Genomic DNA, 24,509 nt, shown 5'->3' with positions numbered 1-24,509 from the left:
CAAAACCCCCGACAATTTCCTGTCGGGGGTTTTGTTTATTCAGCCGGAGCTTCTTCAGCTGGTTCAGAATTGAGGATTTCGTCTAACGCGCCTTCTAGTTCTTCGTCTTTAATGTCGATGTTCGCTTCTTCCATCAACGCAGCAACTTTCGGCAATAAAGAGGATTGATCCGCTTTGGCCATGGCGATTTCAGAGCGCAAGGCTTCACGTTGATCTTCAAGCGATTGTTGGCCTTCCACTTCACGGGTTTCCATAACTTGAATGATGTGGAAGCCATGCTGTGACTGGACAGGTTCGCTGATTTCATCAACTTCGAGTGCATATGCTGCATCTTCAAACTCAGGAACCATTGCTCCTGTGCCGAACCAGTCTAGAGAACCGCCGTTCGCTGCAGAGCCTGGGTCGGTAGAATTATCTTCTGCGACTTCAGCGAAATCCGCGCCGCCGTCGAGCTCTTCTTTCAGTTCATTCGCCGTTTCTTCATCTGCAACCAAAATATGGCGTGCGTTTAATTCAGTTCCTTGGCGCTCGTATTGCTTTTCGATTTCTTCATCTGTCACTTCCACGTCTTCAGTCAATGCTTTTTCCTGAAGCAAGTTCAAGCGGATAACTTTTTTATAGCTTTCTTCTGTATGATTGTTTTGAGCTAGGAATTCTTCGAAGTTCTCGCCCATTTCTTCTTTATTGCTTTCGAGTTCTGCTTCGACTTCATCGTCGGATACTTCGTAATTCGCTCCGAGCACTTTTTCAATCATGAGGATTTGAACCGCCTGGTTGCCGACGGACGTTTTCATTTCCTGGTAAAGTTCTTCTTTTGTAATGTCTCCCGCATCGGAAGTGACGAGCACTTCGCTATCGGCACCGTTGTCGCTGCAGGCGGACAATGCAAGAACTGCTGCTGCGATGGATAAGGTAAAGGCTGATTTTTTCATCATATTCGCTCCTAACTTTCTTTCGATCTAAGTTGAATTTGTGTGTGCTGTGGGAATTCATCTGTTTTGCGAAATATTGACTCTAAAAAAATTTAGCTCAACTTCTATAGATTCAGTAGTTACTATATCATAAACGAAAGAAAAAATAAAAAGTTCCAAAAAATTGCGAATCCGTAAAAGAGTGGGGGGGGAGCGGTCGAATCCATGAAAAAAGCACTTGCAAGGGCAAGTGCTTACGGGTTGAATTCGACACCGACGTATAATGAAACGAGTAAAATAAGAATCAATATATTAATCGTACGAAAAATCTTTTCATGGTTTTCTTCGGGAATTTCCCGGGATGTAACAAGTGCTAGAGTCATCCGATTAATTTGGAAAACATAAAACACGGAGAACAGCACAACGATTGCGACTATCATGAGTTTCCTCCCCTCTGACCTTAACTTCCATTATAGCAAATCGGAAAGGAAAATGCAGGTCAGGCCATCGGTTGCGGTACCAAGATCTCAAATCCTGTGTCGGTTTCTTCAATGAGCGCATGGCGTGGTGAGCGCGCCAAATTGCGCATATAGATCAAATCCGTAACGCACAGAGCGCTATGGTAAGCCAACAAAATGGCGAAATAATGGCTGTAAGCTGGCCACATGATGCTCAAAACGATAATGATTGCATTGATGACAACAAATGGCGTAACGAGTGACAGCATAAAGCGGGATTTTCGAACGGGTTCTTTAACGTGCAAAGAAATCATCGGACAAAGCTTCAGCTGTTTACGGATGCTGATTTTCAGGGATTTGCGGCATCCGAATAAAGGCACAAGATGCAATAGTTTATGGACAGGGTAAATCGCTAGCATGCCAATCGTGAACAGCATAAAGTTCTGATCGGACAAAGGTTCTGCATATGCGATGGCGAGCAGCATATAATAGCTAGTGAAAACGGCTCCGCCTATGAGTGCAGAAATAAAGAATAAGCGATCGGATCCGTATTGTTTTTTGACGTTGATGGTTTTCCAGCAATGCATATGCGTATCTCCCATTAATGTGTAGTGTTGATGAGTCGATACATACCATACAATGTTTCAATACGGAATGCAACCTTCTATAGTGATTTTTTAAACATAGTATTTTAAGCTTTTTCACTGTCGGAGATAACGTGATTTTCTTCACTGAAACGCTTCTCGATATTTTTGAAAGAAGCTTCGAAAATCTCCATAAAATCATCGCCGTAAATATTGCGTATGATTGCCATGACGTCCATGAATTCCGGAAATTTCCCATACAATTGGCGCAGGGGCAGGGAACCTTCTACAACAGAATGGGGAGTGTCGTGATAGCGCTCAATCATCTCCTGCATCAGATCTTCGCCTTTTTTCGTCAATTCCACATATGTATTGCGTTTATCGGTATCGCGTTTCGAGAAGGACAGCAGCTCGCGTTCTTCTAGCTTTTTGGAGAAATTAAAGGCAGTTGAAACGTGCATCACGCCGAATTTTGCCACATCCGAAATAGAGGCGCCCTTCAAATGGTAGGAGATCCATAAAATATGGTGCTCATTAATATTCAGGTCATAAGGTTTTATCCACATTTGCCAATCCTTTTCGACTGCTTTCCATAACGCTTTTGATAACTGGCCTATTCTTTGGCTGTACAGCATAGCTTCTTTCATCGTATATTCTTTCTCATTCACACAAGCACCAACTTTCCCCGGGAATATTTTCTTTATTATAGCAATAAAGCAAACTGAATTAAAGTGAGAATAGTAAAATAATTTCGCTGAGAAAAAAAACAACCCGACCATAGTTGGTCAGGCTGTTTCGGAATCCTTTTTATCGTCCGCTTTTTTCGGGTCGATTGCTGTCGGTTTTTCTGTTTTCTTATCTTCATCGTCCTTGTTTTTGCTGATTGTCGCCTGCAATTGTTCGATAGAGTTTTGAATAGCCTGGATTTCCAGCTGCAAATGTTCTTTTGCTGGAGCCGTTTCTTCTTGCCATGATTGAAGGGAAGCTTTCAAGCCATCCACTGCTTCCGGTACTTGAGTTTTTGACTCTTCTGTCAAAAGATTGATCGATTCCTTCAATTCGTTGATCCGTGCTTTAAGTTCATTCATCGAGTGTTTCCATTCCGAGCCACTTGATTTAATGGAACTGCGCATATCTTTACCTGATTTTGGTGCGGATAAAATTGCTGTTGCCGCGCCTGCAGCCAAACCGGCTGCAAGCCCTGCAAAAAAATTCGAAACTTTCATAAGTTTGAGTGCTCCTTTCGTCCTCTATTGTTCTTTTCCTTTATTTCACTTAATTAAAACATGTAATGAATAGCGATTCAATAAAAAAGCCATTCTCCAAGAGTGGAGAATGGCTTTTGGCTATTAGCGGACGTTCACAGCAGCGGAATTTTCGAAATTCGAGCGCTTCATGAGTCCCGTGATGATTGGGAACATGACCGCAAATGCAGCGCCATTCATAATAGTGGCCGGCAAGACAACAGTAGCAAGAAGGACCGTAAATGGAATATCAGCACCGATGATAAAAATAGCTGCCGACAGGAAAATGACTCCCGATAGGACCGTTCCGAGTGCCGTTAAAGCAATACCGACCGGCAGTTTAGCCGCGTATTTGTTCAATACCGATACGACTGCGAAAAAGACGAACGCCGTTATGAATTTATCGATGATGTTCGGGAAAAAACCACCCGGGAAACTTGAAAACAATCCGGATATAATGCCGGTTGTAACCGCGAGCAAAAAGACGCTCTTAGCATCACGGAATAGAAGTATCCCGATAAACATCATCGTCAGCATAAAGTCGGGTTTCATCCCACCATTGATGCCTGGTATCATGACGTACAAGGTAGCTCCGACGCTGACGAGCAGCGCCATTAACACAAGATTTTTCGTATTCATTTCTCATCTCTCCTCAGCTCAAGCTATTTGCTGTTTTCCCGGTCGTGCCCTCGTGGCCGCCGGCGAAAAAACGTATTCTGATCTTATCTCTTGTGGTCCGAAAAATCAAGCTTCAGCTAGCTTAGTTTTTAATTGCTCGGCAAGTTCCTGGATTTTTTCGGTTGTATATTCTTTTTCTTTGGTCATCCACTTGGCGCCAAATCCATCACTTTCGCCGTAACGCGGGATGAAATGCAGATGGAAATGTAAAACGCTTTGCCCTGCTTTCGGTCCGTTATTGTTCAGCAAATTCATGCCTTCCGGTTCGAAGGTTTCTTTAATAGCGCTCGCGATTTTCGGCGCTACACTAAACAACTGGCCCGCTTCTTCTGAAGTCATGTCGTACACAAACTCGCGGTGGCTTTTCGGAATGAGCAGAGTATGCCCTTTCGATAAAGGCATGATGTCCATAAAGGCGTAGACGTGTTCGTCCTCGTACACTTTGACGCTTGGAATTTCCCCTGCAATGATTTTGCAAAAAATGCAATTGCTCATAAACTCATCCTCTCTGTACTGGAATGGCCGTTCTTTTTTCAGTTTACCATAAAGAGAAACATCAATCAGTGGGGTTCCCTATCCCACTGATTGTTAGTTGATCCAATCGGACTTTTACGGCCAGTGGATCTCCCGCTTGAAGAGTGGAGCCTTTACTCACCGTTAAAGTGGGATAAATGGATTTGCAAAAAGAATTCACACGTCAGTTTTGATACAATAGAGAACGAAGAAAGAGGTGTTGAAAGTGGCGATATTGGAAGTTGAGAATCTTACAGGCGGCTATACCCGCAAGCCTGTTTTAAAAGACGTCAGTTTTTCGATTGAAAAAGGCGAATTGGTTGGACTGATCGGCTTGAACGGGGCGGGCAAAAGTACGGCAATCAAGCATATCATCGGCGTCATGCAGCCGAAATCGGGAACCATCCGCTTGAACGGGCGGACTTTCAAAGAAGACATCGATGCATATCGCTCTGCTTTTTCCTATATTCCGGAAACGCCGGTCCTTTATGAAGAGCTAACGCTTCGGGAGCATCTGGAGTTGACGGCGATGGCATATGGCTTGGACCAAGAAACTTTTGAAAAAAGGTCTGCTGAATTGTTGAAGGAATTTCGCATGGAAAAGCGATTGAAGTGGTTTCCGGCGCATTTCTCGAAAGGGATGCGCCAGAAAGTGATGATCATGGGTGCGTTTTTGGTGGACCCGGATTTGTATATCATCGACGAACCGTTTGTCGGGCTTGATCCGCTCGGCATCAAATCATTGCTCGACCAGATGGAGGAGCAAAAGCGAAAAGGCGCATCGGTGTTGATGTCGACTCATATCCTGTCGACAGCAGAGCGCTATTGCGACCGCATCATCCTGCTTCACAACGGCCGCGTGCGGGCGATGGGAACGATGCCTGAGCTGCGTTCGGCGTTCGGCATGCCGGATGCGGCGCTCGACGATCTGTATATTGCAATGACTGAGGATGACGACAATGAAGAACCTGCGTGAAGTATGGGAAAAGCGGCTGCGGCGCTACACTGCTGAAGTCCAGAATTATTTAAAGTTTATTGTGACCGGCCATATTGCGGTCGTCATGTTATTTGCCATCGGAGCTGCCGGTTATGCCTATAGCGAGTGGGTACAGGATGTGCCGCAGGACTTTCCTGCGGCTTGGCTGATGGCCGTTATTTTCGGAGCTCTGCTCGCCTACAGTCCGCCGGTGACATTATTGAAAGAAGCGGACAGTGTGTACTTGTTGCCGTTAGAGAGCAGGCTCGATGAATACTTGAAGCCCGCGCTGCGTTGGACGTATGTGTCGCAGCTATATTTGCCGATTGTGGCTTTCGTCGTTTCACTGCCGCTTATTAATGCATTATACGGTTTGCCGTCATCTTATTTGATCGGTTTTCCGATTTTGCTGCTGCTCGTGAAATGGTGGAACGTCAGAAGCGAATTCTACTGGCGGAAATCCGCTAGTGGGCACAGGGTGTGGCTTGAGCGGGCAGCCCGGTTTTTGTTCGCCGCCGGATTTGTCTGGTCGTATATTGAAGCGCATATCCTTATAGCGGCGGTATTTTTGTTTGCCATGATTTTTTACGGCAGATGGATCGAGCGCGGCGCATCGGGCAAAGCGTTTCCGTACGGTCATTTTATCGAGCTGGAAGAAAATCGTATGCTGCGTTTTTATCAGTTTGCGAATTATTTCACCGATGTACCTCATTTGAAAGGAAAAGTGAGAGAGCGCAGATGGCTCAACGGGGTTTTCCGATTGATTAAAAGCAAGCCGGCCAACGCGCACCTGTACTTGGTGAGCCGGACGTTCATCCGCTCTGATGAGTTGTTCTTTTTGTGGGTTCGTTTGACACTCATCATCTTGGCTGGTGCTTGGCTGATTCCGTTTCCACTGGCCGTCGCCTTGTTTGCGGGGGCTTTGGCATTCGCTTCAAGCATCCAGCTATGGCAAGGACTGAATCAGTCGCAGCATTTCCGGATGGATCAATTGTTCCCGCTAAGCAAACATAGCCGTGAAAAAGCGGTGTGGGCGTGGGTCATCAGCGTTCAGCTGATCCAGGCAGCCGCAGCATTCGTGACATTGGCTATTGCCGGACAGCTTGCCACATCAGCCATTGTGCTGCTGGTTATTGGTGTGGTGTCTTTCTTGACGCTCGCCGGTGCCAGAAGAAAATCAGCCAAACGAAATCGATAGATGGAAATGAAAAAGAAAAAAGGCCGGAGAAAACGATTCGTTTTCTCTGGCCTTTTTCTGTTAAACAAAAGCTTTCTGCAATCAAAAGCTTATTCGTGGGAATTTACAGCGGCTTTGCCGAGTGTTTTGGCGGCAATCAGCATCGCTTCTTCTTTAAAGTCGAACTTCGGATGGTGGTGAGGGTAAACTTCGCCGTCCGGCATGGCGCCTGTGAAGAAAAACGTGCCGGGAATCTTTTCCAGGTAATAGGCGAAGTCTTCACCGCCCATTTGCGGCGGGCAATTGTTTACTTCCTTGACACCCGGAACGTCTACAGCAAGGTCTCTTAAAAATTCGGTTTCTCGCTCGTGGTTGACGACAGGCGGATAGCCGCGGTAGAACTTGAAATCGATCTGGCTGCCGGTAGTGGTCGCGGTGCCATCTACAATGCGCTGCATTTCACGTTCCATTAAGCTGCGGGTATGTTCGGTAAAAGATCTGACCGTTCCATTTAGCTTGGATTGGTCAGCGATGATATTAAACGGATTTTCCGCGATGAACGATGCAATTGTTAAAACGGCAGACTCCAGCGGGTCGACGCGGCGTGAGACAAGCTGTTGCAAGTTGTTCACCAATTGTGCGCCGGCGACGACGGCATCGACGGTTTCGTGCGGCATCGCCCCGTGGCCGCCGCGGCCTTGAACGGTTATTTCAAAGCGATCTGCAGCCGCCATGATTGGGCCCGTCCGGTAGTCGATGCGCCCGAATGGCGTCGTCGACCAAAGATGTGTTCCGAAAATCACATCGACGCCGTCAAGCGCACCGTCTTCAATCATCGGCTTGGCACCGCCCGGCGCAAGCTCTTCAGCATGCTGATGGATGAGCACATAGGTGCCGGGCAGTTCTTCGCGCAGTCCGTGGAGTACTTTTCCGAGGACGAGCAATGTCGCGGTATGGCCGTCATGGCCGCACGCATGGACGACGTTCGGCACTGTAGATTTGTAGCTGGTGTCTTTTTGGTCCTGAATCGGCAAGGCGTCGAAATCGGCGCGCAACGCAACCGTTTTTCCAGGCTTTTTGCCTTGGATCGTCGCGATGATACCGTTGCCCCCGACACCGTGGCGAATGTCTACGCCGAGTTGTTCATAAAAATTGCGAATGTATTTCGCAGTTTCGGTTTCGTGGAATGACGGTTCCGGATGCATATGGAGGAAGCGACGGATTTCCACCATTTCGGGATAGGCATTATCGAGTTCAGCAAAAATTTTCTCAAGCATCTGATCAAATCCTTCCTAGGTTTCTGCATTGTCTATAGTCTATCACAGTAAAAAACAGAACGGGAAAGACCCGTTCTGTCAGTAAGTGAAATTCAAATAAGAAGCGATAAAATACAGCACCAGCACTAGTATCGACGGCAAGCTATAGGCAAGTGCCGATGATGTTTTTCCTCTGAAGAGGGAAAACATCGTTAATACGCTCATGACAAGCACAGCAATGGCGATAATCATATTGGCTCCCGAAACTTCGGCAAGAATCGAACCTTCAAGATAGATCGGGTCGGACAATGCCAAAATGACCATATTGAAAATATTGCTGCCAAGAATAGCGCCGACCGCCATATTGACGTTGGACAGGCGCAGTGCGACGAATACCGAGATTGCTTCCGGAAGGGAAGTGGCAGCAGCGACGAGGAAGCTGCCGACAAAACTGGAACCAATTCCTGTCACGACAGCGATTTCATCGCCAGTGATCGACAATGCCGTTCCGGCCGCCATGATGATCAATGCGAAAATCACAAAGCGCATGCCTGCATGCTTGGGTGATAAATGGGCGCTTGGATTTTTCGGTGCTTTGGCATCAGCTGGTTCTTCGTCCAAATCGATTGTATCCAGGTTCGGCAGCTTGTTGATCACGAACATGCCGATGACATACGCCAACCCGATCGCTAATGCGTCAAGCCCGATGCCGAGGACAGTGATATCTGTCCGAAGCCATAATGCCAAAATCAACAGCACTGTCAGGAAAGTGCCCAACAGTGAAGAATAAGTATGGTCTTTTGAAGCCCGCTCGAGCATGCGCCGTCTATTCAACAGCAAGTCAAAGCCAGCCAAAATAAACAAATTAAATAAGTTGGACCCGATCATATTGCCGACTGCAATATCTGCATTTCCAATTGCCGCAGCAGAAAAGCTTGTGGAAATTTCCGGAAGAGACGTCGCGCCTGCCAGCAATAATGTGCCGACCATCATCCCGCCCATCGCGGATTTTTCACTGATGACATCCGCATATTGGGATAATTTGATTGCGGCAAACACGGTAACCGCCGCGGCCAGCAAAAAATAAATGAATACCACTAGAAGTTCCTCCTAAATAAATTGCTTCTATAATAGTATAACAAAACTGCCGGCAGTTTTACTGATCTTCTTCTGGCTTGGCCTTATAGGTCGTCACGTAGGAAGAACCGGCAAAAATATTTGCGCGGGGCGGGGCAGCTTCATCTTGCGGTTTTTCGGCGTGTGCCTTGGCGAATGCTTGGGATTCTTTCCATTGTTCGTAGAAAGCGGAGGATTCCCATTCAGTCAATACGACATACGTATCGGAATGGAGCGGCCGCAATATGCGGAAGGCGACATAACCCGGCTCATGTTCGATAGCGCCTGCTCTGTTTTTGAAGCGGTGCTCAAAGACAGGGCGCCCTTCGTCGGCAACGGGGATGTTGTTCATGACAAAAAAGCCTTTTTCGCGGAATTCGCCGGTGCCGTCGACGACTTCATAGCGGCGAGGCGTCTGGAAAATGGTTTTTCCTTCGGTCTCGTGCAGCAGCAAAGTCGTATTTTCACCTTGCATCAGCACCATCGTCTCATCGGGATGTTTGTCGCGCATTTTTTTCATAAATTCGTATGTTCCAGTGGTCATATAAACATTCATCGGATAAGCCTCCTAGTAATCAAAATAAATATCGAATTCTATCTCATATTTCCCTAAATTTTAGTGCTTGAAACAGAAGGTGTCAAAACAGTGAAGGCATTCGGGTCTAATTTATGACAATTGCCGCCGGATTCTATACAATAGGGTGCGGAGCGTCTATAGTATAAACGGATAATGACGAATATACTATAGATGCAAAGACTGAAGGGATGAAACGACTCATGACTTTTAATGATACGTATTTGCGCGCAGCGCGCGGAGAAAAGACCGACCATGTACCAGTTTGGTATATGCGCCAGGCTGGCCGTTCCCAGCCGGAATACATGAAGATCAAAGAAAAATATTCCCTCGAGGAAATCACGCATCAGCCGGAACTTTGTGCTTATGTCACAAAGCTTCCTGTCGATCAATACAATGTAGATGCCGCGATTCTGTACAAAGATATTGTGACACCGCTTCCAGCGATCGGCGTTGACGTCAAGATCAAAGCGGGCATCGGCCCGGTCATCAGCAATCCGATCCGCACGAAAGCGGACATCGACCGCCTAGGGGAAATCAATCCCGAACAGGACGTTGATTATGTATTGAAGACGATCAAGATCCTGACAGAAGAACAATTGAATGTGCCGCTCATCGGTTTTGCCGGAGCGCCGTTTACACTGGCCAGCTATATGATCGAAGGCGGCCCGTCCAAGAGCTACAATAAAACGAAAGCGATGATGGTATCAGAACCTGAAATGTGGTTTGCGCTGATGGATAAATTGGCTGATACGATCATTCCGTATGTAAAAGCACAGATCCGTGCCGGAGCAAAAGCAATCCAGATTTTCGACTCATGGGTCGGCGCATTGAATGTCGAAGATTACCGCATCTTTATCAAGCCGGTCATGGACCGCATATTTACTGAAATCGGCAAAGAAGGCGTACCGATGACGATTTTCGGTGTCGGGGCAAGCCATTTGGCGAAAGAATGGCACGACCTTCCGGTGGATGTCGTTGGGCTCGACTGGCGTCTGCCGATTTCAGAAGCGCGTTCGAACGGCTTGACGAAAGCATTGATGGGCAATTTTGACCCTTCTTATTTGCTTGCCGACTGGTCCGTCATCGAAGAACGTACAAAAAAGATTTTGGATATGGGCATGCAAAGCGATGGCTATGTTTTCAATCTTGGCCACGGGGTCTTCCCGGAAGTGAAGCCGGACACATTGAAGCGCTTGACGGCATTTATTCATGAATACAGTTCAGCATATAAAGCAAACCAGAACTAACAAATCTTTGACGAGGTGATCATGATGAAAAAGACAATGGGATTATTAGTGATGGCGTATGGTACGCCTTATTCGGAAGATGACATTGAGCGCTACTACACGCATATCCGACGTGGCCGCAAACCGAGCGAAGAAGCTCTGCAAGATTTGAAGGACCGCTACAAAGCGATCGGCGGCATTTCGCCGCTAGCAAAAATCACGAAAGACCAGGCAAACAATTTGTGCGACCGCTTGAACGCAATACAGGATGACATTGAGTTCAAAATGTACCTCGGTTTGAAGCATATCGAGCCGTTCGTGGAAGACGGCGTGGAAGAGATGAAAAAAGACGGTATTGAAGAAGCGATTTCGATCGTTCTTGCGCCGCACTTCTCGACTTTCTCAGTTAAGTCTTATAACGGCCGAGCAAAGGAAACGGCTGACAAACACGGCATCAAGCTGACTTCAGTGGAGAGCTGGTACAAAGAGCCGAAATTCATCCAATTCTGGAGCGAGAAAGTGAGCGCTGCGTTTGCTGAAATGTCAGAAGAAGAACGCGCGAAATCTTGCCTGATCGTCTCTGCACACTCATTGCCGGAGAAAATCATCGCTAACGGCGACCCGTACCCGGATCAATTGAAAGAAACAGCGGACTTGATCGCTCAAGCTGCCGGTGTCGAAAACTACGAAATCGGCTGGCAAAGTGCCGGGCAAACGCCTGAGCCTTGGATCGGGCCGGACGTCCAGGATTTGACGCGCGACTTGCATAAAGAAAAAGGCTATAACTCATTCGTCTACACGCCGGTAGGCTTTGTCACGGATCATTTGGAAGTATTGTACGATAATGACTATGAATGTAAAATCGTGTGTGATGAAATCGGCGCGACCTACCGCCGTCCGGAAATGCCGAACGTGGATCCATTGTTCATCGACGGAATGGCAAATGTCGTCTTGAACAAATTGAACGAAGACTGATTATCCAAAAAGTGGATGAGTTTAAAACGGCCGAAGTTCAATAGGCTTTTAATAGCTATCCAACCGGGAATATCCGGGCGTTAGGAGAGAAGATTACATGAAAAAATGGATGGTGCTGGTATTTTTGATGCTGCTGTTGGCAGCGTGCACGGAAGAAGATTCTTCAGCTGGTACCGGTGATACACTCGAAGAAGTGAAAGTCGAGTTCAATACAGCAGAGTCCGCCGAACCTGGTGAAGAAGTGATGCTATCTGCTGCGGTTACACAAGGAGCAGAAGCGATCGAAGATGCCGATGAAGTGGTGTTTGAAGTGTGGCAATCAGGAGATCGTGAACATAGTGAAATGCTGGAAGCTGTCCATACAGAAGGCGGTGTCTACGAACATAGCCGGACGTTTGATGAAGAGGGGCTGTATTTCATCCAAGCCCATACGACAGCTCGGCGCATGCACGTCATGCCGAAAATGGAATTGACGGTCGGCGATCCTGATCCGGAATCCATCGTACCTGACGACAGCGAAGATGCTGATGCTATGGAAAAAATGGGTCATTGATGTAATTAGATTCAGGTTAACTAGTACAGCTTTAAAACATAAAACCTCATAAAAAAACGGCCGGAGAATTTTCTCCGGCCGTTTTGCTTTTTTTATAGTTCGTTGCAGGTCTGGCAATGATTGCCGTAGCATTCGTGCTGCTCTTCAATTTTATCTCCGCAAGTGGCACATTGTTTCGGTGGAAGGTTTTTGAAAAATTCGACTACGTTTTCAATCATTTTCTCCAGCTCCTTTTTGTTATAGTACTGTATGGGATAAACACAGTGTATTATAACAGTTTCAATCCGTCAACCCTCAATCGTGTTTTTTTTCAAAAATTCCGTTAAAATGGAGATAGTCATTAGCAAAAAAGGAGAGATATCATGTATTTCGTAGACAATAAAGGCATTACTGATCCTCGCATCAACTTGGCGATTGAGGAATATTTGCTGAAAACCATGGATATCGAACAAAATCCGTTTTTGCTGTTCTATATCAATGAGCCGTCTATCATCATCGGCAAAAACCAGAACACAGCAGAAGAAATCAATACGGACTATGTCGACGCCAATGGCATCCACGTCGTGCGCCGGCTTTCAGGCGGAGGCGCTGTGTACCATGACCACGGCAATTTGAACTTCAGCTTCATTACTAAGGACGACGGCAACAGCTTCCGGGATTTCCGCAAATTTACTGAGCCGGTCGTGAAAGCACTACAGGACATGGGCGTCAATGCAGAGCTTTCCGGACGCAATGACCTGCTCGCTGAAGGACGCAAAATTTCCGGCAATGCCCAGTTCGCCACAAGAGGCCGTATGTTTAGCCATGGCACTTTATTGTTTGATACTGAAATGGAAGAAGTCGTGTCCGCGTTGAAAGTAAGCAAAGAAAAGATTGAATCGAAAGGCATCAAATCGATTCGCAGCCGCGTGGCGAACATTTCGGAATTCCTGGAACAGCAAATATCGGTCGGACAGTTCCGCGAGGCGTTATTGCATTCGATTTTTGACGGCGAAGAAAATGTCCGCTATTGGGAATTGACCGAAGACGACTGGGGCAATATCCATGACTTGTCGAAAGAACGCTACGCCAATTGGGATTGGAATTACGGGAAATCGCCGAAATTCAATATTAAGCATTCGCACCGCTTCCCTGTCGGGGGAATCGACGTCCGCTTGCAAGTGGAAAAGGGCGTCGTCCAGGAAGCGCACATTTATGGCGACTTCTTTGGTGTCGGAGATGTATCGGAAATCGAACAGGCAATTTCCGGCGCTAAATATGAGCGTGTCGCACTTGCTGAAGTTATTGAAGAAATTGACATCCCGAAACTGCTCGGGGGGATTACGACAGAAGATTTCCTCAAGCTGATTTATTAAGGTTTTTTGTAGAGCCTGCTTTCGAGCAGGCTCTTTTGTTAGAATAGAAAGAAACGGAAGGGGGAAGAAACATGGGCGAACAGCGGATATTCATTGTAGAGGACGATGCGAAAATTGCCGCGCTTCTGTCGGACACATTGCGCAAGTACCATTATCAAGTGGAAACAGCGACGGATTTTGACCGTATCGTAGAAGAATTTGTTGCCTTCGACCCCCATTTGATTCTATTGGATATCAATTTGCCTTCTTATGATGGCTATTATTGGTGCCGGCAATTGAGGCAGCGGACAACATGCCCGATTTTGTTCATTTCCGCACGATCCGGGGAAATGGACCAGGTTTTCGCTCTCGAGAACGGCGGCGATGATTTTATTACGAAACCTTTCCATTATGAAATCGTCCTTGCAAAAATAAGAAGTCATTTAAGAAGGGCTTACGGGGAGTATGCACCGAAGCAGGAAGAACGCACTGTTCGTGCAGGGCGCCTTGTTTTGTATATGGAGCGGCTTGAGCTGCATTGCCGCGAAACGGAAATTCCGCTTCAGAAAAAGGAAAGCACCATCTTGGAGTTACTGATTGCTGCTTACCCGAAAGTGGTGACCCGCGAACAATTGCTCGAAGAATTATGGGACGACCAGGCATTCGTCGATGAGAACACATTGAACGTCAACATGGCACGCGTGCGCAAGAAACTGTCGGATTACGGAATCCAGAGTTTTATCGAAACGGTACGCGGTGCGGGCTACCGGCTTGTACTCGGCAGGGAGGAACAATGATGCTGCGGTTATTTTTGCGTGAGCATGCCGTATTCGTCGTGTTCCAGCTGTTGCTTGTCGGCTTTATCTTATTGCTTTACTGGTTGGATGGTTTCCGCAACCTGGAGACTGCCGTCTATTCGTTCATCATCAGCTTGTTGTTGTTGGGAAGCTTTCTCGGCATCCGGTTCGCGATGCGCTATCGCTATTATGAGCGTTTGCTGAGCGATCCGCCGAATATGGAACACGCGCTTCAGCGGGAAGGGCGTTCGCCTGAGACGGTGCAGACCGAAGTGTATATGCAGAAATTATACCGACTCTACCAATATGAAGTGCAATCGCTGTACGCGGGGCAAACCCGGCATTTGCAGTTCATCAACCAATGGGTGCACCAGATGAAGACGCCGCTGTCGGTAATGCATTTATTATTGCAAGAACCGCATGAGCTTGATAAAGCGAGCATTCGCGAAGAGGTGGACCGCTTGCGTGCCGGGCTTGATACGGTATTGATGAATGCCCGGCTCGATACGTTTGAGCAGGATATGCAAATCGAGCAAGCATCGCTGCGCGGGATGGTCACAGAAATGGTTACGGAAAACAAGCGTTTGTTCATTTCGCGGCGCGTCTATCCGGAAATCGATATCGAGGAACACTACCAGGTAGCGACGGATCGTAAATGGATGAAGTTCATCATCGGGCAGTTGCTGACGAATGCCGTCAAATATACATTCGAGGAAAATAAAAAACTCTATATCCGGGCAAGTTGCGTTGAAGGCACCATTACGCTGTCAGTTCAGGATGAAGGCATCGGAATTCCGCCTTCGGATTTGCCGCGTGTCACGAGAGCTTTCTTTACCGGAGAAAATGGACGTTTGAGCGGAGAGTCTACTGGAATGGGGCTGTATTTGGCTCAGGAAGTGTGCAACCGGCTCGGCCATGAACTGAAAATCACCTCATTGCCAGGAGAAGGGACGACGGTATCCATCGTCTTTCCTTATCAGGAACGAAGTGTAGGAGGATCAACATGACAGTAGTGAAAATCGATGAAGTGACAAAGGTCTATGAAGGAAAAGTGACGCACCGCGCCCTCAACCAATTAAGCTTCGAAGTGGAAAAAGGGGAATTCCTGGCGGTGATGGGTCCATCGGGGAGCGGCAAGACGACGTTATTGAACTTGATTTCGACGATCGATTCGCTGACTTCCGGCTCCATCCTCATCAATGGCACCAATCCTCATCTTTTAGACAAGAATGAGCTGCCGCTTTTTCGGAGGCGCCAGCTCGGTTTCGTTTTTCAGGATTTCAACTTGCTGCAAATGCTGACAGTGGAAGAAAACTTGGTGCTGCCGCTGACACTTGACAGCATGCCGATCAAAGAAATGGAGAAGCGTGTGCAGGAATTGGCGGAGCGTCTGAACTTGCAGCCATTCCTTCATAAAAAACCGAACGAAATTTCCGGCGGCGAAGCGCAGCGAACGGCGATCGGGCGCGCGCTCATCCACCGGCCTGCACTGATTCTGGCGGATGAACCGACCGGCAATTTGGATTCGAAAGCATCAAAGGATGTGTTGGAGCTTTTGAGCCAGCTGAGCCGTGAAGAAGGGACGACGATCATCATGGTGACACACGACCCGATTGCCGCAAGCTACTGCGACCGCGTGCTGTTCATCAAAGATGGCGAGTTCTTCAACGAAATCTACGGGGATGAACGGCGTCAAACCTTCTATCAAAAAATCCTCAACGTGCTATCTCTATTGGGGGGCTCCGTCAATGACCTTTCGCCAACTCGCCTTCCGTAACGTTTTCAGGAACTTGCGGAGCTATGCGGCTTTCTTACTTGCCAGCGTGTTTTCGGTCATGGTGTTTTTTATTTATTCGATGTTTATCTTCCACCCGTTGTTTGAAGAAGAAGGCTTCCGTGTGCTTGCGGTGCGCGGCATGTTCATTGCGGAAATCGTGCTGTATATTTTCACTTTGTTCTTTTTGTTTTATTCCTTAAGTGCATTTTTACAGGCACGTACGAAGGAATTCGGAGTTTTGATGCATCTCGGGATGAGCAAGAAGCAGCTCAATAAGCTGGTCTTTTTCGAGACGATGATTCTCGGCGGCTTGTCGACAGCAGCAGGCATTGTGTTCGGTTTTGCGTTCACCAAATTCTTTTTCATGATCGGGCGGGAAATCATGCAATTGGAGGAGCTCCCGCTTTATTTCTCCTGGAAACCGTTTCTGCTGACAATTGGTGCATTCGCCAGTTTGTTCATCATCATCTCCATCATCAGCGTTTCCTTTATCCGCACAAAGCGTATTGTCGATTTGCTTGAAGGATTCTGGAAAACAGAAGAGGAAGCGGCGTATTCGCCAGCTTTGTCGGCGTTCGGCTTGGTGCTTCTCGGCGTCGCATATTTCCTGGCGGCGACGGTATCCGACCGGACGGTTTACGTTATGGTGTTCATCGTGCCGCCGCTTGCTACAGTTGGTACGTATTTATTTTTCACGCATTCGATCCATACGTTTTTGCAATTGTACAAGAAGCGCCGCAGCATTTACTGGCATAAGACGCGGCTCGTATCGCTTGCGGAAACGGCCGTTAAATTAAAAGACAGCGCGCAGATGTTCTTTATCGTGACGATCGTGTCGACCGTGGCGTTTTTGGCGGTCGGGACGCTCGCATCCTTCACGTCATATACCGCTGAATTTCGCCAAAGCAATCCGCTTGGGCTGATTTATGTGTCTTTTGACGGAAACGAACAAGAGCAGCAGCAATTGGCTCAACTGAAGCAGGAGCTCGAACAAGAGCAACTCGCTTATACGCTCGTGCCGCTGGAAGTGAAACGGCAAACATCGAGTGCGAGTGGCAATGATGTCGACATCATGTCTTTGTCCCAGTTTAACCGGCTCGCCGCCGCACTCGGCTACGAACCGGCACAGCTGGAAGCAAGTGAAGGAATGTTCGTACCATTTTCACAGGAATCGCTGCGGGAGTTGCAAAACAGCTATACGGAAACACAGCTCGTGGAAAGCGGTGTTGAGCTGACGATCGACCGGACATATCCGCAAGTCCTGTTTCCGGCGCATACCTTAAACGCCAATACGATCATTATGAACAATGAAGACTTCCGCACAGTCGACGAACCGCTCATGGGCTTTCCGACCGGCGCATCGGATTTCCGCTATTACGCTTTTCATGTGCCCGATTGGACCGAAACGGTAACAATCGGCGAAACCATTCGTTATCCGATCAGTGAAGCGATGGTCAGCGGCAACTTCGCCAATCTCAATTATTATTTTGAGAATCCGGGTTACGAATACCGCTGGTTTAAATCTTCATTCGCGCTGCTTCTGTTTATCGGCTTGATGGTGGCGGCGGTGTTCCTGCTAGCGGCAGGGAGCTTCATCTATTTTAAATTGTACACAGGGCTCGACCGCGACCGCAGGCAATATCAATTGATGGTGCGCCTCGGGATGACCGAGCGGGAACTCGGTAAAATCGTCAATCGCCAATTGGTGCCGCTGTTCTTCCTGCCGTGGGCACTGGCGCTACTCCATAGCGCATTCGCCTTCATTTCGCTGCAAGTGGTGTGGGACGAGTTTGCGGAACTGTCGATTCTGTCTGAAATGGCGATCGTGCTTGGCGGATTTACGCTCATGCAGATTTTGTATTTCTTCTTGATCCGTTGGCGCTATATCGCCCATTTGAAAGCCTATTGATTTTTGTCAGCTGCCGGAGTTCTTCGGCAGCTTTTTGAATGGGGCTTTTTGGGTGGCTGTTGTATTGTCTGAAGATTTATTTTATAATGAATAAAGTAAATATGAATGAGTATTCATTCAATGGAAAGAGGGATATCTATGAATTTGGGAGAACGTGTTCACGAAATCGCACAACAAGAAGCAGGCCGAGTTGCTTATACGTTCATGGGCAAAGAAACAAATTACGGAGAGTTCGATCAATCCGTTTCAAAATTCGCTGGTGCACTGCAAGAACTGGGCGTGGAAAAAGGGGACCACGTCGCATTTCTACTGAGCAATACCCCGCATTTTCTCATTTCGCTTTATGCTACGATGCGCATCGGCGCGACAGCGGTTCCGATCAACCCGATCTATAGCCCGGATGAAATCGCTTACATCGTCAATAATAGCGATGCGAAAGTGGTTGTGGCGCTCGATGCCCTGCTGCCGCTTGTGGAAAAAGCCCATCAGGCACTGCCGGCAGTAGAGACGTACATCATTTGCGAAACCGACCCTTCAACCGGAGAGAAACTGGCGCAATTGCAGGATGCAGTCAAAGACAAAGTACGCTCGTTCACTGCAATGCTGACGAATTCCGAAGCATTTACCGGCACAGTGGATGTCGTTGAAGATGATAATGCCGTCATCCTCTATACGTCGGGAACGACCGGCAAGCCTAAAGGGGCGATGCTGACGCACGGCAATTTGTATTCCAATGCGAGAGATGTTGCAGGCTACCTGCAGATTTCGCCGGATGACCGAGTCATCGCGACGCTGCCAGTGTTCCATGTGTTTGCATTGACGGTCGTCGTCAATGCGCCGCTTATGCAAGGCGCAACCATTGTCCTCGTGCCGCGTTTTGCGCCTCAGGAAGTGTTTGCAGCAATCAAAGCATCGAAAGCGACTGTTTTCGCGGGCGTACCGACGATGTACAATTTCATGTATCAATATCCAGACGGCGATCCGGCTGATTTTGATTCTGTGCGCCTAGCGATTTCCGGCGGTTCAGCAATGCCGGTCGCACTGCTTCATAATTTTGAAGACAAATTCAATGTGCGGATCTCAGAAGGCTACGGTTTGTCCGAAGCTTCACCGGTCACCTGCTTCAACCCGATCGACCGTCCGCGCAAAGCAGGATCGATCGGCACGTCGATCATCAATGTCGAGAACAAAGTCGTCAACGAGCTAGGCGAAGAAGTTCCAGTCGGGCAAGTGGGCGAATTGATCGTCCGCGGACCGAACGTCATGAAAGGCTATTACAAAATGCCGGAAGAAACACAGGCGGCGATTAAAGATGGCTGGCTCTACACGGGTGACTTGGCGACAATCGATGAAGAAGGTTATTTCTATATCGTCGACCGCAAAAAAGATATGATCATTGTCGGGGGCTATAATGTTTATCCGCGCGAAGTGGAAGAAGTGCTGTTTGCCCACCCGGCAATTGTCGAGGCGGCAGTCGTCGGCTTGCCGGACGCTGATTTCGGGGAATCGGTCAACGCGTATGTCGTCTTGAAAGACGAGTCGGTTTCCATCGATGAGCTGAAGAATTATTGTGCCGAGCATTTGGCGAAATACAAAGTGCCGCGCAACATCGAAATTCTCGACGAGTTGCCGAAAAACACGACAGGAAAAATCCTGCGCCGCTCGCTGAAAGATCAAGCAGTGAAGAAGTAATCGAATAAACCGCCTTCCGGCTCGACCGGGAGGCGGTTTTTTATGGCTCGGTATTCTATGGAAGAAATAAACCAATACCAACTCATCAAAGGGGATTTGATTGAAAAGACAGACAACTTTCTATATAGTTGAAGAGTAATTATTACGAAAATCGAAATACTTATTTAGGGGATGACCATATGACGAAAAAAGCTGTAGAAATAGAAGACTTGCTCCAACTGATTTCCGTGGCCAACCCAAAGATTTCACCGGACGGCAAACGGGCAGTATTCGTCCAGACTCAAATGGATGAAGAAGACAATACATATCATGCGCATATCCATCATATTTCGCTGGAAACCGGCAAGACCACTGCTTGGACTCACGGCAAAGGACGCAATAGCCAGCCCGCTTGGTCAGCTGACGGCCACCAACTAGCGTTTTTATCAGACCGCAACGACAAAAACCAATTGTATGTGCTGTCTGCTGATGGAGGCGAAGCGCGCGCTGTAACCGATTTCGATAAAGGTGTAAGCGCCTTCCGCTGGTCGCCGTGCGGCACGAAGATCTGGGTCAATGCACTGGCAAAAGACGGCACCACCTTTACGGAAAAAGAGGAAGACAAAGACAAAGACGAGAAAAACCCCGAACCATACCGCACGAGCAAAATGAAGTACAAAATGGACGGCAATGGGCTTGTGAAGCAGGAATTCCATCGCCAAATCGGATTTGTTGAGCTGGAGTCGGGGCATGCGGAACAACTGACGGAAGGACCGTATCAATATGGGCTAGAAGCGATTTCCCACGACGGGAAGAAATTAGTCTACGGGGCTATAAAAGAAGAAAACCTCGATTTTGTGTTTCGCCAATCACTGTTCTTGCGCGACCTTGACACGGGGAAAGAAACCGCCATTATCGAAGAGGAAGGATATTACGGCAACGCCGCCTTTTCATTTGATGATGCGCATATCGCGTTTGTCGGCCATTCACGCGCTTACCAGAATGCCACTCATGCGGAAGTTTATGTATATGATTTAGGTGGGAAAACCAGCCAGTGCTTGACGGAAGGCATCGATGCGCCTGTCGGCGATTATGTCGTCGCAGACCACCAGCAAGGGTCGGATGCGCCGGGTGTAATCTGGACAAAAGACGATCATTTGTATTTCCAAGTTTCGACAGAAGGCGATGTACGTTTGTATTTCGCATCGCTTGACGGCGCGGTATATCCGGCAACGCCGGAAGACGAACATGTTTACGGCTATGACATTGCGCGTGACGGCAGTTTTGCCCTTGCCACAATCAGCAATCCCGTCTCACCCGGGGAGTTGTACAAGCTCGATATTTCTGCAGGGGAACGCAAAGCGCTGACGGTTTGCAACGAAAGCTATTTAGCTGAGGCGGAGTTGATTGCGCCGGAGACGGTCTCGCTAACAAGTGAAGACGGCCTTGAAATCCACGGCTGGCTGATGAAGCCGTGCGGATTTGAAGAAGGCAAAAACTATCCGCTCGTCGTCAACATCCACGGCGGTCCGCATGCGATGTACGCCAATACATTCGTCCACGAAATGCAATTGCTCGCGGCAAACGGCTACGGCGTCCTGTACATCAACCCGCGGGGCAGCCATGGCTATGGCCAAGGCTTTGTCGATGCGGTGCGCGGTGACTACGGCGGCGGTGACTACCGTGACATTCTCGCGGCACTCGATAGAGTCATCACAACGAACAGCTGGGTCGACACGGAACGCCTCGGAGTGACCGGTGGCAGCTACGGCGGATTCATGACCAATTGGATCGTTTCGCATACCGACCGTTTTAAAGCGGCCGTGACCCAGCGCTCCATCTCCAACTGGATTTCATTTTTCGGCGTTTCGGATATTGGCTATTATTTCAGCGATTGGCAACACGGAGTCGGAATGGAAGACGTCATGAAATTATGGGCGCATTCCCCGCTGAAATACGCAAAAGACATCAACACGCCGCTGTTAATTTTGCATTCGGAAAACGACCACCGCTGCCCGATCGAGCAAGCAGAGCAATTGTTCATCACGCTGAAAAGCATGCACAAAGAAGCGGAGTTGGTCCGTTTCCCGGAAGCGGACCATAATTTGTCGCGCACCGGCAAGCCGAATTTGCGCTTTGCCAGATTAGAAGAGATTATTGGATGGATGAAACGTCTATAATAGGCATATGAAAAACCAGGCGGAGAATTTCCCGCCTGGTTTTTTGATTAACGTCCTTTGAATTCCGGTTTGCGTTTTTCGCCGAATGCTACTAGCGCTTCAACGCGGTCTTCTGTTGGAATGGTGATTTCGTATGCTTTTCTTTCGATTTGCAAGCCGGTCTGCAAATCGGTGTTCATGCCGTTTTTGATGGCGAACTTCGCTTGCTGCAGCGCAATCGGGCCATTCGCCAAAATCGAATCGGCAAACGCGCCCGTAACGGCAGGCAAATCTTCACTTGCGGCGGTGCGGGTGACGAGGCCATAGTCGAGTGCTTCCGCTGATTTCAAACGTCGTGCGGTTAAAATCAATTCCAGCGCTTTCGCTTCGCCAATGAGCCGCGGCAAACGCTGCGTGCCCCCGGCGCCCGGGATAATCGCAAGGCTCGTCTCCGTCAGTCCGAGCAATGTATCATCTGCAGCTAGGCGGAAATCACATGCCAGTGCGAGTTCCATGCCGCCGCCGAACGCATAGCCGTTGATCATGGCGATCGTCGGCTGCGGCAAGTTTTCGATCGTTGTGAACACTTCACCGATTTTGTAGATATTGCGCTTCACTTGCTCTGGCGTCAAAGTTTTGCGCTCTTTCAAATCGGCACCGACACTGAACGCTTTGTCGCCGGACCCAGTGAAGATAACAATGCGGATGTCCGGATTGATGCGGACCGCTTCCGCTACTTGGCCCAGTTCTGCGAGCATATCATAATTGAATGCGTTCATCGCATCTGGGCGGTTTAATGTAACGAACGCCAGATTGCCTTTTTGTTCATAATGAATTGTTTCCATTTCCATCCCCCTTTGAGAGTCCATCCGTTAAAAACATACCACTTTTTGGACTAATCTGTCACCAAACTCTATAATGAAGACAATAGGGGGGAGCTCATACATGAACCAGTTTACATATATCCGAATTTACCGCATCGTTTCCATGGCGATTCGTTTTTATTTGCAAGTGTCGATTTTCCAAAGGCGCAATAGGGGCAAGTGGACGCCAGTTGTGGGGCAGCGTTGGAACGAGCTCGTCACCCGGCAAGCGAAAGAATACAAGGAATTGGCGCTCAAGCTGGGCGGCCTGATGATTAAATTGGGCCAATTCCTATCGACCCGTGCGGATATTATGCCGCCAAGCTTTTTGGCGGAACTAGAAGGCTTGACCGACCGTGTGCCATCCGTTCCCCGAAAAGACATCATTGAAGTGCTGGAGCAGGAGTGGAATGTCGAACACGCCAATTATTTGAGCGAGTTGTCTGATGAGGCGATTGCTTCCGCATCGATCGGCGAAGTGTATAAAGGGCGTTTGAAAAATGGCACCGAAGTGGCAGTCAAAGTCCAGCGGCCAGGCACAGACCACATCATCCGCGCCGATTTCCAGGCGATGCGCGTCGTCATTTGGCTCGCGAAGAAATTCACGCCGTTTACGAAACAAGTCGATTTTGACCAATTGTATGTTGAAATGACCGAAACAATAGGTGATGAATTGAACTTTGTCCGAGAATTGCAAAATGGACGTGCTTTTGCGGATCGCTTTGCGGAAATGTCCGGTGTCCACATTCCGCTCTATTACGATGAGTATACGACACGCCGCGTGCTTGTCATGGAGTGGATCGAAGGCGCACGCATCACCGATATCAGCTTTATAGAAGAACACGGACTCGATCGCCACGAAATTTCCGAGCGATTGTTCATCCTGTTTTTGGAGCAAGTGCTGTACGGCGGACAATTTCATGCCGATCCCCACGGCGGCAACATCTTATTGAAGCCGGACGGCACAATCGTGCTGATCGATTTCGGCATGATCGGCACGATTTCCGAGCGCGACTCGCAGGCGATTCTGTTGATTGCTGAAGGCATTCTGTTCAAAAACTATGAGCAGGTGCTGGATGGCTTGGAAGATCTGCGCTTCTTATTGCCGCACGCTGACCGCAATCTGTTGGAAGATGCGGTGGAACGGCTGGTCTCCGCTTACGAATCGAATGAATTGATGCAGATGGATAGTTTTGTAGTCGAGCGTCTGTTGAAAGATATGCAGGACATTGTCCGGACACAGCCGGTTCAGCTTCCGGCAGAATTTGCATTCTTCGGACGGGCCGCTTCGATTTTTGTCGGAGTCTTGCACGTGCTAGATCCGAAAGTCGATCTGTTCGCGCTTGCACGTCCGCGCGTATTGGAGTGGGCTTCGACAAAACGCGAAGGAAAAGGAATTTTCGGCAAGGAAGATGTGCTGCGTTGGGTGCTCAATTCGACTGGGCCTCTCAGAGCTTTCCCGAAAAAAATCATCAATTTCCTGGAAGAGCCGGAGAAAATACGGAACTATCTGGAGAATAAAGAAGGCCGTGAGAGAGAGCATCAGCGCGATATGCAAAGCCGGATGTTTGCCGGTATTTTCGCGCTCGTGTCCTTTACCGGCATCTCGTTATCCGTCTGGTTTTGGCACGAAGCATTCCTATGGGTTTCTTCCGTCTTTTTTGTCGGTTCCCTGTGGGCGTTCCGCGCCATCCGGTAGTTAAAGGAAATATACGGCCGACTGTTTTTTTTCAATAAAAAGATCGCCTTTATGAA

At 48.3% G+C, this 24,509-nt stretch carries 25 protein-coding genes; 13 read left to right on the top strand and 12 right to left on the bottom strand.

Annotated features, from left to right (window positions below):
* Positions 1-35: 35 nt before the first annotated feature.
* The 7 genes from J7E21_RS13390 to J7E21_RS13360 form a co-directional block, all read right to left on the bottom strand.
* Positions 36-932, bottom strand: coding sequence for a peptidylprolyl isomerase (locus J7E21_RS13390; RefSeq protein ID WP_215108609.1), 897 nt, complete (start codon positions 930-932; stop codon positions 36-38).
* A 233-nt stretch (positions 933-1,165) separates the two neighbouring features.
* Positions 1,166-1,351: a hypothetical protein gene (locus tag J7E21_RS13385; protein ID WP_215108572.1), complete on the bottom strand. Its 186-nt coding sequence runs from the start codon at positions 1,349-1,351 to the stop codon at positions 1,166-1,168.
* Positions 1,352-1,410: 59 nt separating this feature from the next.
* Positions 1,411-1,956: a DUF3267 domain-containing protein gene (locus J7E21_RS13380; RefSeq protein WP_215108570.1), complete on the bottom strand. Its 546-nt coding sequence runs from the start codon at positions 1,954-1,956 to the stop codon at positions 1,411-1,413.
* Positions 1,957-2,060: 104 nt separating this feature from the next.
* Complete coding sequence (locus J7E21_RS13375) at positions 2,061-2,621, bottom strand: HTH-type transcriptional regulator Hpr (protein ID WP_215108568.1); 561 nt, start codon at positions 2,619-2,621, stop codon at positions 2,061-2,063.
* A gap of 117 nt (positions 2,622-2,738) precedes the next feature.
* Positions 2,739-3,179: a YtxH domain-containing protein gene (locus J7E21_RS13370; RefSeq protein ID WP_215108566.1), complete on the bottom strand. Its 441-nt coding sequence runs from the start codon at positions 3,177-3,179 to the stop codon at positions 2,739-2,741.
* A gap of 123 nt (positions 3,180-3,302) precedes the next feature.
* Entirely contained in the window at positions 3,303-3,836 is a 534-nt protein-coding gene (locus J7E21_RS13365) for a tryptophan transporter (protein WP_215108564.1), read from the bottom strand.
* A 105-nt stretch (positions 3,837-3,941) separates the two neighbouring features.
* Positions 3,942-4,370 (bottom strand): HIT family protein, encoded by a 429-nt coding sequence (locus J7E21_RS13360; protein WP_215108562.1) that lies wholly within the window; start codon positions 4,368-4,370, stop codon positions 3,942-3,944.
* A gap of 244 nt (positions 4,371-4,614) precedes the next feature.
* Here J7E21_RS13360 and J7E21_RS13355 point away from each other — a divergent pair, with 244 nt between their 5' ends.
* Together J7E21_RS13355 and J7E21_RS13350 are read left to right on the top strand one after the other, a co-directional pair.
* Complete coding sequence (locus tag J7E21_RS13355) at positions 4,615-5,364, top strand: ABC transporter ATP-binding protein (RefSeq protein ID WP_215108560.1); 750 nt, start codon at positions 4,615-4,617, stop codon at positions 5,362-5,364.
* Positions 5,348-6,562, top strand: coding sequence for an ABC transporter permease (locus J7E21_RS13350; protein ID WP_215108558.1), 1,215 nt, complete (start codon positions 5,348-5,350; stop codon positions 6,560-6,562). Before J7E21_RS13355 ends, J7E21_RS13350 begins: the two co-directional genes overlap by 17 nt.
* Positions 6,563-6,651: 89 nt before the next feature.
* Here J7E21_RS13350 and J7E21_RS13345 read toward each other — a convergent pair whose 3' ends face one another.
* From J7E21_RS13345 to J7E21_RS13335, 3 genes are all read right to left on the bottom strand, one after another.
* On the bottom strand, positions 6,652-7,818 hold the full coding sequence (locus tag J7E21_RS13345; RefSeq protein WP_215108556.1) for an amidohydrolase: 1,167 nt from the start codon (positions 7,816-7,818) through the stop codon (positions 6,652-6,654).
* 78 nt (positions 7,819-7,896) lie between these two features.
* Positions 7,897-8,895 carry a sodium:calcium antiporter gene (locus tag J7E21_RS13340; protein WP_215108553.1) on the bottom strand — a complete coding sequence of 333 codons (999 nt, stop codon included), beginning with the start codon at positions 8,893-8,895 and terminating at the stop codon, positions 7,897-7,899.
* Positions 8,896-8,953: 58 nt separating this feature from the next.
* Positions 8,954-9,469, bottom strand: a complete 516-nt coding sequence (locus J7E21_RS13335) for an antibiotic biosynthesis monooxygenase family protein (protein WP_215108551.1) — start codon at positions 9,467-9,469, stop codon at positions 8,954-8,956.
* A 221-nt stretch (positions 9,470-9,690) separates the two neighbouring features.
* Here J7E21_RS13335 and hemE point away from each other — a divergent pair, with 221 nt between their 5' ends.
* The 3 genes from hemE to J7E21_RS13320 all read left to right on the top strand — a co-directional run bounded on the left by hemE (position 9,691) and on the right by J7E21_RS13320 (position 12,244).
* On the top strand, positions 9,691-10,737 hold the full coding sequence (gene hemE, locus J7E21_RS13330; protein ID WP_215108549.1) for a uroporphyrinogen decarboxylase: 1,047 nt from the start codon (positions 9,691-9,693) through the stop codon (positions 10,735-10,737).
* Positions 10,738-10,758: 21 nt separating this feature from the next.
* Positions 10,759-11,691 (top strand): ferrochelatase, encoded by a 933-nt coding sequence (hemH, locus tag J7E21_RS13325; RefSeq protein WP_215108547.1) that lies wholly within the window; start codon positions 10,759-10,761, stop codon positions 11,689-11,691.
* Positions 11,692-11,788: 97 nt separating this feature from the next.
* On the top strand, positions 11,789-12,244 hold the full coding sequence (locus J7E21_RS13320) for a FixH family protein (protein WP_215108545.1): 456 nt from the start codon (positions 11,789-11,791) through the stop codon (positions 12,242-12,244).
* A gap of 92 nt (positions 12,245-12,336) precedes the next feature.
* On the opposite strand, the gene yhfH is transcribed toward J7E21_RS13320, so the two are convergent.
* A complete protein-coding gene (gene yhfH, locus J7E21_RS13315; RefSeq protein ID WP_215108543.1) occupies positions 12,337-12,462 on the bottom strand; it encodes a protein YhfH in 126 nt (41 codons plus the stop codon).
* 144 nt (positions 12,463-12,606) lie between these two features.
* Here yhfH and lplA point away from each other — a divergent pair, with 144 nt between their 5' ends.
* The 7 genes from lplA (at position 12,607) to J7E21_RS13280 (ending at position 21,912) form a co-directional block, all read left to right on the top strand.
* Complete coding sequence (lplA, locus tag J7E21_RS13310) at positions 12,607-13,599, top strand: lipoate--protein ligase (protein WP_215108541.1); 993 nt, start codon at positions 12,607-12,609, stop codon at positions 13,597-13,599.
* 71 nt (positions 13,600-13,670) lie between these two features.
* Complete coding sequence (locus tag J7E21_RS13305) at positions 13,671-14,375, top strand: response regulator transcription factor (RefSeq protein WP_215108540.1); 705 nt, start codon at positions 13,671-13,673, stop codon at positions 14,373-14,375.
* On the top strand, positions 14,375-15,382 hold the full coding sequence (locus tag J7E21_RS13300; RefSeq protein WP_251047991.1) for a sensor histidine kinase: 1,008 nt from the start codon (positions 14,375-14,377) through the stop codon (positions 15,380-15,382). The genes J7E21_RS13305 and J7E21_RS13300 overlap by 1 nt, the downstream gene beginning before the upstream one ends.
* A complete protein-coding gene (locus J7E21_RS13295; protein ID WP_215108536.1) occupies positions 15,379-16,152 on the top strand; it encodes an ABC transporter ATP-binding protein in 774 nt (257 codons plus the stop codon). The genes J7E21_RS13300 and J7E21_RS13295 overlap by 4 nt, the downstream gene beginning before the upstream one ends.
* A complete protein-coding gene (locus tag J7E21_RS13290; protein WP_215108534.1) occupies positions 16,124-18,061 on the top strand; it encodes an FtsX-like permease family protein in 1,938 nt (645 codons plus the stop codon). The genes J7E21_RS13295 and J7E21_RS13290 overlap by 29 nt, the downstream gene beginning before the upstream one ends.
* Positions 18,062-18,199: 138 nt before the next feature.
* A complete protein-coding gene (locus J7E21_RS13285; protein ID WP_215108533.1) occupies positions 18,200-19,753 on the top strand; it encodes a fatty acid--CoA ligase family protein in 1,554 nt (517 codons plus the stop codon).
* 179 nt (positions 19,754-19,932) lie between these two features.
* The gene (locus J7E21_RS13280; RefSeq protein ID WP_215108531.1) at positions 19,933-21,912 is read left to right on the top strand and encodes a S9 family peptidase; all 1,980 of its coding nucleotides are present in this window, start codon (positions 19,933-19,935) and stop codon (positions 21,910-21,912) included.
* A 47-nt stretch (positions 21,913-21,959) separates the two neighbouring features.
* On the opposite strand, the gene J7E21_RS13275 is transcribed toward J7E21_RS13280, so the two are convergent.
* Complete coding sequence (locus tag J7E21_RS13275) at positions 21,960-22,736, bottom strand: enoyl-CoA hydratase-related protein (protein ID WP_215108529.1); 777 nt, start codon at positions 22,734-22,736, stop codon at positions 21,960-21,962.
* 100 nt (positions 22,737-22,836) lie between these two features.
* Here J7E21_RS13275 and J7E21_RS13270 point away from each other — a divergent pair, with 100 nt between their 5' ends.
* Positions 22,837-24,453, top strand: a complete 1,617-nt coding sequence (locus J7E21_RS13270) for an ABC1 kinase family protein (RefSeq protein ID WP_215108527.1) — start codon at positions 22,837-22,839, stop codon at positions 24,451-24,453.
* The last annotated feature ends 56 nt before the right edge of the window (positions 24,454-24,509 follow it).

The sequence above is a fragment of the Planococcus sp. ISL-109 genome (assembly GCF_018613655.1).
Classification (GTDB): domain Bacteria; phylum Bacillota; class Bacilli; order Bacillales_A; family Planococcaceae; genus Planococcus.
The sequence above is the reverse complement of the archived record's forward strand: the minus strand, read 5'-3'. Positions and strand labels throughout refer to the sequence as shown.

Coding starts and splice junctions, on each gene's coding strand:
- J7E21_RS13390 (WP_215108609.1), bottom strand. CDS start 932: ATGAAAAAATCAGCCTTTACCTTATCCATCGCAGCAGCAGTTCTTGCA.
- J7E21_RS13385 (WP_215108572.1), bottom strand. CDS start 1,351: ATGATAGTCGCAATCGTTGTGCTGTTCTCCGTGTTTTATGTTTTCCAA.
- J7E21_RS13380 (WP_215108570.1), bottom strand. CDS start 1,956: ATGCATTGCTGGAAAACCATCAACGTCAAAAAACAATACGGATCCGAT.
- J7E21_RS13370 (WP_215108566.1), bottom strand. CDS start 3,179: ATGAAAGTTTCGAATTTTTTTGCAGGGCTTGCAGCCGGTTTGGCTGCA.
- J7E21_RS13365 (WP_215108564.1), bottom strand. CDS start 3,836: ATGAATACGAAAAATCTTGTGTTAATGGCGCTGCTCGTCAGCGTCGGA.
- J7E21_RS13360 (WP_215108562.1), bottom strand. CDS start 4,370: ATGAGCAATTGCATTTTTTGCAAAATCATTGCAGGGGAAATTCCAAGC.
- J7E21_RS13350 (WP_215108558.1), top strand. CDS start 5,348: ATGAAGAACCTGCGTGAAGTATGGGAAAAGCGGCTGCGGCGCTACACT.
- J7E21_RS13345 (WP_215108556.1), bottom strand. CDS start 7,818: ATGCTTGAGAAAATTTTTGCTGAACTCGATAATGCCTATCCCGAAATG.
- J7E21_RS13335 (WP_215108551.1), bottom strand. CDS start 9,469: ATGAATGTTTATATGACCACTGGAACATACGAATTTATGAAAAAAATG.
- hemE (WP_215108549.1), top strand. CDS start 9,691: ATGACTTTTAATGATACGTATTTGCGCGCAGCGCGCGGAGAAAAGACC.
- hemH (WP_215108547.1), top strand. CDS start 10,759: ATGATGAAAAAGACAATGGGATTATTAGTGATGGCGTATGGTACGCCT.
- J7E21_RS13320 (WP_215108545.1), top strand. CDS start 11,789: ATGAAAAAATGGATGGTGCTGGTATTTTTGATGCTGCTGTTGGCAGCG.
- yhfH (WP_215108543.1), bottom strand. CDS start 12,462: ATGATTGAAAACGTAGTCGAATTTTTCAAAAACCTTCCACCGAAACAA.
- lplA (WP_215108541.1), top strand. CDS start 12,607: ATGTATTTCGTAGACAATAAAGGCATTACTGATCCTCGCATCAACTTG.
- J7E21_RS13305 (WP_215108540.1), top strand. CDS start 13,671: ATGGGCGAACAGCGGATATTCATTGTAGAGGACGATGCGAAAATTGCC.
- J7E21_RS13300 (WP_251047991.1), top strand. CDS start 14,375: ATGCTGCGGTTATTTTTGCGTGAGCATGCCGTATTCGTCGTGTTCCAG.
- J7E21_RS13295 (WP_215108536.1), top strand. CDS start 15,379: ATGACAGTAGTGAAAATCGATGAAGTGACAAAGGTCTATGAAGGAAAA.
- J7E21_RS13290 (WP_215108534.1), top strand. CDS start 16,124: ATGACCTTTCGCCAACTCGCCTTCCGTAACGTTTTCAGGAACTTGCGG.
- J7E21_RS13285 (WP_215108533.1), top strand. CDS start 18,200: ATGAATTTGGGAGAACGTGTTCACGAAATCGCACAACAAGAAGCAGGC.
- J7E21_RS13280 (WP_215108531.1), top strand. CDS start 19,933: ATGACGAAAAAAGCTGTAGAAATAGAAGACTTGCTCCAACTGATTTCC.
- J7E21_RS13275 (WP_215108529.1), bottom strand. CDS start 22,736: ATGGAAACAATTCATTATGAACAAAAAGGCAATCTGGCGTTCGTTACA.
- J7E21_RS13270 (WP_215108527.1), top strand. CDS start 22,837: ATGAACCAGTTTACATATATCCGAATTTACCGCATCGTTTCCATGGCG.